The sequence below is a fragment of the Mitsuaria sp. TWR114 genome (genome assembly GCF_007997345.1).
On sequence record NZ_VOSR01000403.1, the window covers coordinates 1 to 13,149 of the forward strand.

At 69.8% G+C, this 13,149-nt stretch carries 8 protein-coding genes and 3 pseudogenes; 3 read left to right on the forward strand and 8 right to left on the reverse strand.

From position 1 onward, the window contains the following. A partial coding sequence (locus FUT87_RS15065) for a hypothetical protein (RefSeq protein WP_147241543.1) occupies nt 1–525 on the reverse strand: 525 nt, incomplete at its 3' end. Nucleotides 526–667: 142 nt separating this feature from the next. Here FUT87_RS15065 and FUT87_RS15070 point away from each other — a divergent pair. Both FUT87_RS15070 and FUT87_RS15075 read left to right on the forward strand, forming a co-directional pair. Next, on the forward strand, nt 668–1,270 hold the full coding sequence (locus tag FUT87_RS15070) for a hypothetical protein (RefSeq protein ID WP_255511855.1): 603 nt from the start codon (nt 668–670) through the stop codon (nt 1,268–1,270). A 65-nt stretch (nt 1,271–1,335) separates the two neighbouring features. Further along, nucleotides 1,336–1,632 (forward strand): hypothetical protein, encoded by a 297-nt coding sequence (locus FUT87_RS15075; protein WP_091720540.1) that lies wholly within the window; start codon nt 1,336–1,338, stop codon nt 1,630–1,632. A gap of 115 nt (nt 1,633–1,747) precedes the next feature. On the opposite strand, the pseudogene uvrA reads toward FUT87_RS15075, so the two are convergent. Next, nucleotides 1,748–7,382 (reverse strand): annotated as a pseudogene (uvrA, locus tag FUT87_RS15080) (excinuclease ABC subunit UvrA). Between the two features lie 336 nt (nt 7,383–7,718). Here uvrA and FUT87_RS15085 point away from each other — a divergent pair. Next, nucleotides 7,719–8,240 carry a response regulator gene (locus tag FUT87_RS15085; RefSeq protein WP_186830557.1) on the forward strand — a complete coding sequence of 174 codons (522 nt, stop codon included), beginning with the start codon at nt 7,719–7,721 and terminating at the stop codon, nt 8,238–8,240. A 76-nt stretch (nt 8,241–8,316) separates the two neighbouring features. Here FUT87_RS15085 and FUT87_RS15090 read toward each other — a convergent pair whose 3' ends face one another. The 6 genes and pseudogenes from FUT87_RS15090 to FUT87_RS15115 form a co-directional block, all read right to left on the reverse strand. Continuing rightward, complete coding sequence (locus FUT87_RS15090; RefSeq protein WP_091720521.1) at nt 8,317–9,162, reverse strand: alpha/beta fold hydrolase; 846 nt, start codon at nt 9,160–9,162, stop codon at nt 8,317–8,319. After that, complete coding sequence (locus FUT87_RS15095; RefSeq protein ID WP_217648423.1) at nt 9,159–10,226, reverse strand: branched-chain amino acid ABC transporter permease; 1,068 nt, start codon at nt 10,224–10,226, stop codon at nt 9,159–9,161. Before FUT87_RS15095 ends, FUT87_RS15090 begins: the two co-directional genes overlap by 4 nt. A 17-nt stretch (nt 10,227–10,243) precedes the next feature. After that, nucleotides 10,244–11,280, reverse strand: a pseudogene (locus FUT87_RS15100) (branched-chain amino acid ABC transporter permease). Then, entirely contained in the window at nt 11,277–12,038 is a 762-nt protein-coding gene (locus tag FUT87_RS15105) for an ABC transporter ATP-binding protein (protein ID WP_091720511.1), read from the reverse strand. The pseudogene FUT87_RS15100 and the gene FUT87_RS15105 overlap by 4 nt, the downstream one beginning before the upstream one ends. Beyond that, nucleotides 12,035–12,790, reverse strand: a complete 756-nt coding sequence (locus tag FUT87_RS15110) for an ABC transporter ATP-binding protein (protein WP_147241545.1) — start codon at nt 12,788–12,790, stop codon at nt 12,035–12,037. Before FUT87_RS15110 ends, FUT87_RS15105 begins: the two co-directional genes overlap by 4 nt. 26 nt (nt 12,791–12,816) lie before the next feature. Next, nucleotides 12,817–13,149 (reverse strand): annotated as a pseudogene (locus FUT87_RS15115) (hypothetical protein); the annotation flags it as partial.

Here is a 13,149-nt window from a genome sequence, read left to right on the forward strand (position 1 = left end):
CTTCACCCGCGCCAGCGCCGATTCGGCGCGCGCCTTGCGCTCGGCCAGCTCGACCTTCAGATCGGCGATCGCCTGGCGCTCCCATTGATCCAGATCCACGGGCTCGCCGCGCAGGTAGGCGGCCTGCGCCTCCTCGCGGGCCTGGCGCTGGGCCAGCTCGTCGCGCTTCTGCTTGAGCTTGCGGGCGTAGCGCTCCAGGTTCTCCGGCGTCTCCACCACGGCCATCAGCGCCGGCGAACTCACGCGGACCGTCCTGCCCGTCTGGGTGTCATGGACGTACAGGTCGCTGCCAGGCTCGCCGAACGGGTTCCAGAGGTAAGCGACGTAACGGCCGCTCGCGCTGAATTTCAGGTCCTTGGCGGACTCCCCGCGATAGGACTCGGCGCGGAACAGCTGTTCCAGGGTCAGCGGCCGGTTGGCCACCGCGACGGGGGCCGTCGTCGTCTGCGCCAGCGAGGGCTCGCCGGCGCCCAGCCCCGTCGCCAGGGTCGCCAGCGCCAGGGAAGTCAGGATCCATTGCTTCAAATCGTTGCTCCACGCCCCGCAAGGTCAGCAGGGACGCGGGATTCTAGGGAGGGGTCAACAACTGCTTACCGCTGCGCTGTGCACCGGATCCGTCAAGCGCGCGTTAACCGTCCATACTTTCCCTAGGTAGGTCGGAGGTTCCATGAAGCACCTGATCCAACGCATCCTCGGCGCCGTGGCGCTGACCGCCGGCGTGCTGGCTGCGCCAACGGCCTTCGCGGGCGACGTGGGCGTGTCCATCAGCGTCGGACAGCCCGGCTTCTATGGCCGCATCGACGTCGGCAACGTCCGCCCCGACGTGATCTACGCGCAGCCGATGGTGATCGAGCGGGTCTACGACCCCGCCCCGCCGATGTACCTGCGCGTGCCGCCTGCGCATTACCACGCCTGGTCGCGCCACTGCGGCTACTACCGCGCCTGCGGCCGGCCGGTGTATTTCGTCCGCGAGGACTGGTACACGCGGACCTACGCCCCGGTCTACTACGGTCGCCCGCGCGTGCATCCGATGCCGGTCTATGCCCCTCCGCCGCCGCCCCGGTGGGAGCCGGTGCGTCGGGATTGGGATGGCCGCTGGGACGGCCGCCGCGACTGGCACGACCACCGCGACGACCATCGCGGCTGGGAGGGCCGGCGCTGGGAAGAACACCGCGATGACCATCGCGGTGGCGGTCGCGGCGGCTGGGACCGCGACGGTGACCGCGGTGATCGTGGCCACGGACATGGACGCGGCCATCATCGCGACTGAGGTTTTCCCCTCGCGTATAGTCGGCCGCTTGCACGCCAGCAAGGCGTGATTCACCGCGCCGACGTATGTTCGCCAAAGTCATCGCCGCCCTTGGACTGCTGATCTGCGTGCTGCTCGCGATCGACATGGCCTTGCCGCGGCGGCACCAGATGGCCTGGCGCGCATGGGTCCGGCGCCCGGGCCTTCTGATGGGCAGCGGCATCGGCCTGAAGGGTCGCTTCAATTCACGCGACCGCCGTCGCGCCGCCCATGACGCGGCCCTCGACGCGATCGCCCGCGCCAAGCACCGCTCAGGCACCTGGGACGGCAACGTCTATCACGGCGACGACTTCGAGCAGCGCCAGCGACGCAAGCCGCATTGAGCGCCGGTACCGGCCCTCCTCCCGCCTTCCAACGACAACGGCCTCCTTGAGAGGCCGTTGTCGTTGGCGCTTGCGGCGGCGTGCCGGACGCCCCGGTTCCGGAGCGCCCCGCCGGTCAGCGTCTTGCCAGCACCGGTGCCAGCGCCTTGCCGGTGTGCGTCCCTTGCGCCACCAGCGTCTCCGGCCGGCCTTGCGCGACCACGCGTCCGCCCGCCGAGCCGCCCTCCGGTCCCAGGTCCAGCACCCAGTCGGCTTCGGCGATCACATCGAGGTCATGCTCGATGACGACCACGCTGTGTCCGCCGTCGACCAGGCGATGCAGCACCCGGATCAGCTTCTCCACGTCCGCCATGTGCAGGCCCACCGTCGGCTCGTCCAGCACGTACAGCGTGTGCGGCGGCTTCTGGCCGCGGCGCGTCACGTCGTCGCGCACCTTCACCAGCTCCGACACCAGCTTGATCCGCTGCGCTTCGCCGCCCGACAGCGTCGGGCTCGGCTGACCCAGCGTCAGGTAGCCCAGCCCCACGTCCTGCAGCAGCTTCAGCGGATGCGCGATCGAGGTCATCGCGGCAAAGAACTCCACCGCCTCGTCCACCTCCATCTGCAGCACCTCGCCGATGCTCTTGCCGCGCCAGCTCACCGCCAGCGTCTCCGGATTGAAGCGCTGCCCATGGCACTGGTCGCAGAGCACCTTCACGTCCGGCAGGAAGCTCATCGCGATGGTGCGCATGCCCTGCCCTTCACAGCCCGGGCAGCGGCCTTCGCCGGTGTTGAAGCTGAAGCGGCCCGGACCATACCCGCGGGCCTTCGCCTCCAGCGTCTCGGCGAACAGCTTGCGGATCGCGTCCCAGAAGCCGATGTAGGTCGCCGGGCAGCTGCGCGGCGTCTTGCCGATCGGCGTCTGGTCGACCTCCAGCACCCGGTCCACCTGCTGATGGCCCTCGATGGCGTCGCAGCCCAGCCAGGTCGACGGCGCCCGGCGCAGCGGCACCGCCGCCGCCATGTTGGCCAGCAGCACGTCCCGCGCGAGCGTCGACTTGCCCGAGCCCGACACCCCCGTGATGCCCACCAGCCGGTGCAGCGGCACGTCCACCGTGACGCCGCGCAGGTTGTGCAGCGCCGCGTTGAGCACCGTCAGCTTGGGCGCGTCGGCGTCCATCTCGCGGCGCTCCTTGAGCGGATGCACCAGCGGCTTGGACAGGAAGCGGCCCGTCAGCGAATCGGGGTTCTTCGCGATCTGCTCGGCCGTGCCCTCGGCGATCACGCGGCCGCCGCGCTTGCCCGCGCTCGGGCCGATGTCGATGATGTGATCGGCGCGCCGGATCGTGTCCTCGTCATGCTCGACGACCACCAGCGTGTTGCCCTTGTCGCCCAGCGTCGACAGCGCCTTCAACAGGATCTGGTTGTCGCGCGGATGCAAGCCGATCGTCGGCTCGTCCAGCACGTAGCACACGCCCTGCAGGTTGCTGCCGAGCTGCGCCGCCAGGCGGATCCGCTGCGCCTCGCCCCCGGAGAGCGTCGGCGCCGCGCGATCCAGCGTCAGGTAGCCCAGCCCCACTTCCTCGAGGAACTCCAGCCGGCCCTTGATCTCGCTGACCACGTCGCGCGCGATCTCCGCGTCGCGGCCGGTCAGCGTCAGGCCGGCGATCCACTGGCGGGCCTCGGTCACGCTCCACGAGGCCACCGCCGCGATCGTCTCGTGCTCGAAGGTCACCGCGCGCGCCACCGGATTCAGGCGCGAGCCATGGCAGTCAGGGCACGGCGCGTCGCTCAGGTCCTCGATCTCGGCCTCCTCGGCGGGGAAGCTCTGTTCACGGCCGCGGTTGTCCTTGTCCTGCTGGCTGTCGTCCAGGGCCTTGCGCTGCTCGCGCGTCAGCGCCAGGCCGGTGCCGACGCAGGTGGTGCACCAGCCGTGCTTGGAGTTGTAGCTGAACAGCCGCGGATCCAGTTCCGGATAACTCGTGCCGCACTGCGGGCAGGCGCGCTTGGTGGAGAACACCCGCAGCTCGCCGATGCCGCGCGTCGGCTTCGCATTGCGCAGCGCGTCGTGCAGTCCGTCCAGCGGCGACAGCACATGCACCACGCCCTTGCCGTGGTCCAGCGCCTTGGCCAGCAGCTCGCGCAACTCGGCCTCGGTCTCCGGCGTGACGGTCATGTCGCCCACCGGCAGTTCGATCGTGTGTTCCTTGAAGCGGTCCAGCCGCGGCCACGGACTGGTCGGCAGGAACTCGCCGTCGACGCGCAGGTGGGTGTAGCCGCGCTGCTTCGCCCACTTCGCCAGGTCGGTGTAGACGCCCTTGCGATTGACCACCAGCGGCGCGAGCAGCCCGATGTGCCGGCCCTTGTAGTCGCGCAGCAGCTGCGCGGCGATGGCCTCGACGCTCTGCGGCTTCACCGGCGTGCCGTCGTTGGCGCAGTGCTGCACGCCGAGCTTCACGTAGAGCAGGCGCAGGAAGTGCCAGACCTCGGTCGTGGTCGCCACCGTGCTCTTGCGCCCGCCGCGCGACAGGCGCTGCTCGATCGCGACCGTCGGCGGAATGCCCCAGACCGCGTCGACCTCGGGCCGGCCCGCCGGCTGCACGATCGAGCGCGCATAGGCGTTCAGCGATTCGAGATAGCGGCGCTGGCCCTCGTTGAACAGGATGTCGAAGGCCAGCGTGCTCTTGCCGGAGCCCGACACGCCGGTCACGACGTTGAACTTGCCGCGCGGGATGCTGACGTCGACCGACTTCAGGTTGTGCTCGCGCGCGTTGACGATGCGGATCGCTTCATCGGCCTTGCGGCGCTGGCGCAGCAGCGATTGCAGCGGCTTGCCTTCGGCGACCTTGACCGGCGCGCGGTCCATCTCGGCCGCGTACTCGCGCAGCGCCTGCGCGGTGTGCGAGGTCGGATGGTCCTTCAGCGTCTCCGGCGTGCCGACCGCGACGACCAGGCCGCCGTCCTCGCCGCCCTCGGGCCCGAGATCGATGACCCAGTCCGACGCGCGGATCACGTCCAGGTTGTGCTCGATCAGGATCAGCGAATGCCGCCGACAGCAGCTTGCGCATGGCGCGCATGAGCTTGGCGATGTCGTCGAAGTGCAGGCCCGTGGTCGGCTCGTCGAAGAGGAACAGGGTGCCCTTGGTCGCGGTCGCCTGGCGCGGCTTCGAGGCCGCCTCCGCGAGGTATCCCGCCAGCTTCAACCGCTGGGCCTCGCCGCCCGACAGCGTCGGCACCGGCTGCCCCAGCGTCAGGTAGTCCAGGCCGACATCCGACAGCGGCTGCAGCTTGTTCAGCACCTCGCGGTCGTCCTTGAAGACGCCCAGCGCCTCGGCCACCGTCAGGTCCAGCACGTCGGAGACGCTGAGCTGCCGCCCGGCGCGCTCCAGCTTGACCTCGAGCAGCTCGGCGCGGAAGCGCTTGCCGTCGCAGTCGGGGCAGCGCAGGTAGACGTCGGACAGGAACTGCATCTCGACGTGCTCGAAGCCCGAGCCGCCGCAGGTCGGACAACGGCCGTCGCCAGCGTTGAAGCTGAACATGCCGGCGCCGTAGCTGCGCTCCCTGGCCATCGGCGTGTCGGCGAAGCGCTTGCGGATCTCGTCGAACACGCCGACGTAGCTGGCCGGGTTCGAGCGCGCCGTCTTGCCGATCGGCGACTGGTCGACGAAGACCGCGTCGGCCAGCCAGTCCGCGCCCAGGAGCCGGTCATGCGCGCCCGGCGCCTCGGTGGCCTGGCCGAACCAGCGCGCCAGCGCCGGATACAGCACGTCCTGCATCAGCGTGCTCTTGCCCGAGCCCGACACGCCGGTGACCGCCACCATGCGCTGCAGCGGGAACTCGACGCTGACGTTCTTGAGGTTGTGCTCGCGCGCGCCCTCGAGGATCAGTCGCGGCGTGTTCTCCTCGACGACGCGCTTCAGGCCCATGCCCACGTGCCTGCGCGCGCCGAGGTAGGCGCCGGTCAGCGTGTCGGCGGCGCGGATCTGTTCCGGCGTGCCGTCGAAGACGATCTGGCCGCCCTGCTGGCCGGGGCCGGGGCCCATGTCGATGAGCCGGTCCGCCGCCAGCATCACCGCCGGGTCGTGCTCGACGACCACCAGCGTGTTGCCCGCGTCGCGCAGGCGCTGCATCGCCTCGACGATGCGGTTCATGTCGCGCGGGTGCAGGCCAATGCTGGGCTCGTCCAGCACGAACAGCGTGTTGACCAGCGAGGTCCCCAGCGCCGTGGTCAGGTTGATGCGCTGCACCTCGCCGCCGGACAGCGTGCGGCTCTGGCGGTCCAGCGTCAGGTAGCCGATGCCGACGTCGACCAGGTACTTGAGCCGGTTGCGGATCTCGTCGAGCAGCAGCTTCAGCGCCTCGTCGAGCATCGAGCCCGGCAACTGGAGCTCGTCCATGAAGCGTCTGAGCCGGTGGATCGGCAGCTGCATCAGGTCATGGACCGACAGGCCCGGCAACGCCTCGAGCTGCGCGCGCGTCCACTTCACGCCCTCCGGCATGAAGCGCTGCGCGGCCGGCAGTGCCGCGTCGGCCAGCGCCTTGGAACCGATGCGCCACAGCAGCGCCTCGGTCTTGAGGCGCGCGCCGCGGCAGGCCGGGCATTCCGTGTAGCTGCGGTACTTGGACAGCAGCACCCGGATGTGCATCTTGTAGGCCTTGCTCTCCAGGTAATCGAAGAACCGGCGGACGCCGTACCACTGCTTGTTCCAGTTGCCGTTCCAGTTCGGGCTGCCTTCGATGACCCAGTCGCGCTGCGCCTGCGTCATCTGGCTCCACGCGGTGTCGCGCGGGATGCCGGCATCGCCGGCGTACTTCAGCAGGTCGTCCTGGCATTCCTTCCAGGCCGGCGTCTGCATCGGCTTGATCGCGCCGCCGCGCAGCGTCTTGCGCTCGTCGGGGATCACCAGGCCCAGGTCCACGCCGATCACGCGGCCGAAACCGCGGCAGGTCTCGCACGCGCCCATCGCCGAGTTGAACGAGAACAGCGCCGGCTGCGGGTCGGCGTAGCGGATGTCGCTCTCCGGGCAATGCAGGCCGGTCGAGTAGCGCCAGAGCACCGGCTCGGCACCCTCCTCGGTCGGCAGCACGTAGACCGTCATGCGGCCGCTGCCGCGCTTGAGCGCCAGCTCGATCGCTTCCATCGCGCGGGACTGCTCGACGCCCTGCATGCGGAAGCGGTCGGCCACCACGTCCAGCACCTTGCGGCCGTTGACGACGCGCTCCGACTGCACCCGCGTGAAGCCGGAGGCGGAGAGCCACTGCTCGACCTCGCCGGCGCTGACGGTCTCCGGCAGCTCGACCGGGAAGGTCAGCACCAGGCGCGGATCGCCGTCGACGGTGCGCGCCAGCAGCTCGGCGTGGATGGTCTGCGGCGTGTCGTGGCGCACCGGCAGCGCGGTGTCGCGGTCGAAGAGGTCCGCGCCGCGCGCGAACAGCAGCTTCAGATGGTCGTTGAGCTCCGTCATCGTGCCGACGGTGGAGCGGCTGGTGCGGACCGGGTTGGTCTGGTCGATCGCGATGGCGGGCGGCACGCCCTCCACCTTGTCGACGGCCGGGCGGTCCATCCGGTCCAGGAACTGGCGGGCGTAGGCCGAGAAGGTTTCGACGTAGCGGCGCTGGCCTTCGGCGTAGAGGGTGTCGAAGACCAGGCTGGACTTGCCCGATCCGCTGGGACCGGTCACCACGGTCAGCTCGCCGGTGCGCAGATCCAGGTCGAGGTTCTTGAGGTTGTGCTGGCGGGCCCCGCGAATGCGGATATCGGCGTCGGACATGAGGTGTGGGCTCGGGAGCCTCGAAAAAGGCAGTGGGCGATGATTCTAGGGAGGGCGGCCGCCATGAATTGGCAGCAGCCGGCGGGACGCGCGCGAGGCGACCGGCGCGACGCAGTGGTAAGCAATTGAAAACAGAAGACCGTTCAGGAAGCCTTCGCATACCTCTTGTCAAGGCCTCCGACCGATGACTTCCGCACACTTGCTAGTCTTCGGGGGGTGCGGCAACAATGGACCCCGTCGCCGCCGAGCAACACCGACCCCGGTTCGACCTGAATGGCGGGCGACGTTTTTCAGGGAATACCTCGCCTCCCGACCGGAGCGGGGACGACAAGCGACATGGACAGAAACGACGGCCATCCCATTTCCGAGACCACGCTGGTCTTGATGACGTCGGACGCGTCCGCCAAGCCGTCGCCCCCTTCCTCGATGACCGATCCGACAGTTTCCGGCCAGCGCCCGGCCCCGGGCGAGCCCTTCGTGCTGCTGGTCGAGGACAACCCGATCAACCAGGTGGTGGCGCTGGAATTCCTGGCGCTGATGGGCTTGAAGACGCAGCTCGCGCGCAATGGCCAGGAAGCGCTGGACCTGTGCGAGCACGCGGCGCCCAGCCTGGTGCTGATGGACATCCAGATGCCGGGCATGGACGGCCTGGAATGCGCGCGCCGGCTGCGGGAGCAGCAGGCGCAGGGCAGGCTGCCGCGCTTTCCGATCCTGGCGCTGACGGCGCACGCGCTGGACAGCGACGTGGCCGACAGCCTGAAGGCCGGCATGGACGAGCACCTGACCAAGCCGCTGGACTTCCTGACGCTGCGCCGGCGCCTGGCGCGCTGGCTCGATTTGCCGCAGCTCAACGACTGACCGAAGCTGACAGTCGCCTTCGGCGGCATCCTCGGCTGGCTGATCAAGCGATGAACGCCATGACGCGCACCGACCGTCAGCCCCCCGCCAGGAAACCCTCAACGATCGCGAAGTGCTCCGGCACGTTCAGTGCGGGCGCGTGCCCGCAACCCGGCACCGTCACCACCTCCGCCCGGGGCCCGCGCACCCGCATCGCCTCGGCCGTCTCCGGCAACAGCAGATCGGAGCTCTCCCCGCGCAGGCACAGCACCGGCAGGCTGAGCGAATCCCATTCGGTCCAGCGCTTGTAATCGTCCGGATGGACGAAGAACTGGCGCACCATCGCCGGGTCGTAGTGCGGCGTCACCCGGCCGTCCGGCAGGCGGCGTGTCGAGGTCTCCGTCAGCCGGCGCCATTGCGCCGCGCTCATCCAGCCGTAGGGCTGGTAGATCTGACGGAAATAGCGCTCCAGCTCGCTCACCGTGTCGAAAGCCGCCGGGTCACCGGCATAAGCGCGGATGCGCTGGATCGCGGGTTCGGCGAGCTCCGGCCCGATGTCGTTCAGCACGAGCCGGCGGATGCGGCCGCGCAACGAGGTCGCCGCCGCCAGCAGCCCGATCGCGCCCCCCATCGACGTGCCCACCCAATGGCAGTTGGCCAGCCCGAGCTGGTCCACCAGCGCCACCGCCAGCTTCACGTAGAAGGCCAGGTGGTATTCGTTGTCCGGGTCCGGGCTCCACTGCGACAACCCTCGCCCGATCGTGTCCGGGCAGATCACGCGATAACGCCCGGACTGCACCAGGTGCGCCGCCAGGTCGTCCATGTCGCGCCCGGTGCGCGCCAGGCCGTGCCAGGCGATGACCGGCGCCGCGCCCGGATCGCCCCAGTCCATGTAATGGAGTTCGCGGCCCTCGCAGCGCAGGTAGTTCGACGTCGACTTCAAGTGCTTCTCCTCGCCTGCCGCAGGCGCCCGACCAGGCCGTTCGGGAAGTGGTACACGGCCAGCACGAACAGCACGCCCAGCCACAGCAGCCAGCGCTCCGGCGCGATCAGCTGCGACAGCACCGGCACGCCCTCCACCGCCGACGCGCCGACCCGCATCAGGTCCTGCAGGTAGCTCTGCGCCAGCACGAACAGCGCGCTGCCGATCACCGCGCCGTAGATCGTGCCCATGCCGCCGATCACGACGATCAGCAGGATGTCCAGCATGATCTCGAAGGACAGCGAGGTGTCCGGCCCGTTGTAGCGCAGCCAGATCGCGAGCAGCGCGCCCGCGAGCGTCGCGAACATCGCGGCCAGCAGTGTGGACAGCGTCCGGTAGGTCACCAGGCGGTAGCCGATGGCCTCGGCGCGGAAGTCGTTGTCGCGGATCGCCTGCAGCACCCGCCCGAACGGCGAATTGACGATGCGCAGCAAGGCCAGCACCAGCACCAGCGTCACGACGAACAGCAGGTAGTAGCTCAGCAGCCGGCCGTCGACGGACACGCCGAGGAAGGGCTCCTCCAGGAATTCAGTCGACGGCGACAGCAGCGCGGGCAGGCGGAAGTTCAGGCCGTCCTCGCCGCCGGTGAAGTCCGACAGTTGCGACGCCAGGCCCTGGAAGGCCGCGGCGACGGCCAGGGTGATCATCGCGAAGAAGATCGCCTTGACCCGCAGCGAGAACAGGCCAATGACCAGCGCCAGCAGCAGCGACAGCCCCAGCGCGCCGCCGATGCCGATCGCCAGCGCCGTGAAGCCCGGCTCCAGTCGCGTGCTCGCGATGGCCACGCCGTAGGCGCCGATGCCGAAGAACATCGTGTGGGCGAAGCTGACGATGCCGGTGTAGCCCAGCAGCAGGTCGTAGCTGCCGACCAGCACGATGAACACGAGGATCTTGGCCGCCACGTTGAGCGCCTTCGTGCCGGGGAACACGAAGGGCGTCAGCGCCAGCGCCAGCACCGTGAGCAGCAGCAGCGCCGCCAGCACGCGGCTGCGCGGCAGGTCGTGGGACAGCAGGGATCGGATCAGGGACATGAGGGATCCGCTCAACGGCGGCTGACCGGATAGAGGCCCTGCGGCCGCCACAGCAGCACGCGACCATCAGCGCGATGTTGGAGAACAGCGCCGCCTTGGGCGCCAGGAAGCCGCAGTAGTTGGCCATCAGCCCCACCAGCAGCGCGCCGGCGAAGCAGCCCAGCGTCGAGCCCAGCCCGCCGATGATGATGACGATGAAGATCAGCGTGTTGACCTGCGCCCCGATCTGCGGGATCACGCTCTGCTGGTACAGCCCCCACAGCACGCCGCCCAGCCCCGCCAGACCGGAACCCGCGACGAACACGGCGACGAACAGCCGCCGGATGCGGTAGCCCAGGCTCTCCACCATCTCGCGGTCCTGCACGCCGGCGCGGATCAGCAGACCCAGCTTGGTGCGGTTCAGCAGCCACAGCAGGCCGGCGAAGACCAGCAGCCCCACCACGACGGCCAGCAGCCGGAACTTCTCGACCGCCACGTCGCCGACGATGAGCGCGCCGCGCAGCGACTCGGGCGGCTGCAGCGGGGTCATCTGCGGCCCCCAGACGAGCTTGATCAGCTCCTCGCCGATGATCATCCCGCCCATCGTGATCAGGATCTGCTTCAGGTGCATGCCGTAGACCGGCCGCACCAGCACCCGCTCGAACGCCAGCCCGAGCGCCGCCGCGCTGACGATGCCCGCCAGCGCCGCCACGGCCACCGCGCCGAGGTTCGCGGCCAGCGAGGGGCTCGCCACGAAGCCGCCCATCGCGCCCATCACCGTCGTGGCCACGAAGGCGCCCAGCGCGATGAACACGCCGTGGCCGAAATTCAGCACGTCCATCAGGCCGAAGACCAGGGTCAAGCCGGAGGCGATGACGAAGACGATCAGGCCCATCGCGAGCCCGGCGATCGTCAGCGTCGCCCAGCTCGACGCCGATCCGATCAGCGGCAGCGCGCCCAGCGCGAGCGCCGCGATCAGCAGCAGCGGAATCAGGTCGAAGCGCGCCTGCGGCACCGCGTCGGTCGCCGGCGACGGCGCGGCGGAGGATGGCGTCGAGAAGGCGCTCATTGGTGCGCCGCCAGCGACAGGCCCAGCAGGCGCTGCTGCAGCGCCTCGTCGGCCGCCAACTCGGCCATGCGTCCGGCGTGCACGACGCGGCCGTCGTCCATCACCGCGACCCCGTCGCCCAGCGCCTGCGCAACCATGAAGTTCTGCTCGACCAGCAGCACCGTCGTGCGCGCGCCGTCGCGGCCGCGCTTGATCTCCTGCAGCGCCTCGATCAGGTTGCGGATGATGGCCGGCGCCAGGCCCTTGGTCGGCTCGTCGATCAGCAGCAGCCGCCGCGGCTCCACCATCGCGCGCGCGATCGCCAGCATCTGCTTCTGTCCGCCGCTGAGCTTGCCGGCCGGATACAGCCAGAACTTGCGCAGCGCCGGGAACAAGCCGAACAGCCAGTCCAGCCGCGCGGTGTCCAGCTCGTCCAGCGAGCGCGCGCCGCGCGCCGCCAGCAGCAGGTTCTCGCGCACCGTCAGGTCGCCGAAGATGCCCATGTTCTCGGGCACGTAGGCGATGTCCAGGCGCGCGATCTCCGGCGTCGGCAGTGCCTGGATCGGACGCCCGTCCAGCAGCACGCGACCGGCGCCCGCGCGCCACAGCCCCATCACCGTGCGCAGCGTCGTCGTCTTGCCGGCGCCATTGCGGCCCAGCAGCATCGTGACCTCGCCCTCGCGCGCCGCGAGGTCGACGCCATGCAGGATGTGATAAGCGCCGATGTGCGTGTGCACGCCCTCCAGCCGCAGCAGCGCGCGATCGGTGGCGGCGCTCATGCGGCCTCCGGCATCGCCAGACCCAGGTAGGCGTTCTGGACCACCGGCGAGGCGATCACCGCCGCCGGCTCGCCGTCCGCCACCAACTGCCCGTTGTGCAGCACGACGATGCGGTCGGCCAGCTCGCGCACCACATCCATCTTGTGCTCGACCAGCAGGATCGTGTGGGTCCCCTCCGCCTTCAGCGCGCGGATCAGGTCCAGGATGACCGGCACCTCGTCGACGCTCATGCCGGCGGTGGGTTCATCGAACAGGTAGACCTTGGGCCGCAGCGCCATCAGCATCGCCACCTCCAGCTTGCGCTGGTCGCCATGCGGCAGGCTGGCCGCCGGCGCGTCGGCGCGATGCCCCAGGCGGACGCGCTCGACGATGGCCTGCGCCTCGTCCAGCAGCTCCCGGTGATGCAGCCAGACCGACAACATCCGCAGTCCCTCGCCACAGCGCGACTGCACGGCGAGCCGCACGTTCTCCCGCACGCTCAGCGTCGGGAACAGCTGCGTCAGCTGGAAGGCCCGCCCCAGCCCGCGCCGGGTGCGCAGCGGCGCGGCCATGCGCGTCAGGTCCTCGCCGTCGAGCAGCACGCGCCCGGCGCTCGCGCCGAGCTGGCCCGAGATCAGGTTGAAGTAGGTCGTCTTGCCGGCGCCATTGGGCCCGACGATGGCGGTCAGCGTGCCCGGATGGAAGGCGCAGCTGACGCGGTCCACCGCCGTGTGGCCGCCGAAGCGGATGGTGAGGTCGCGGGTCTCGAGCATGCGTGCAGGGGTGGCTGGCCGGCGCCTCAGGGGCAGGTGCCGATCACGTAGTAGTTGGGCGCGGTTCGCTTCAGCGTCGTCGTGGCGTAGATGTTCCACAGGCCCATGGCCTGGTTGGAGCCATTCGCGTAGGTCAGGCCGTACAGCGCGTAGGCGCGGCCGGAGACGGTGTGGGTGTAGTTCGACGAGGTGAAGCAGACCGGCGCCGGCGTGCCCGGATCGCCGGGGTCGCCGGGATCGCCGCCCGACACCTGGTCCACCATCGCCTTGATCGCGGCGACCTGCGTCCCGGCCTTCTGCGCGAAGTTGGAGCCGTACCAGCCCACCCAGTCCCAGCAGCCGTTGGGATTGGGCAGCAG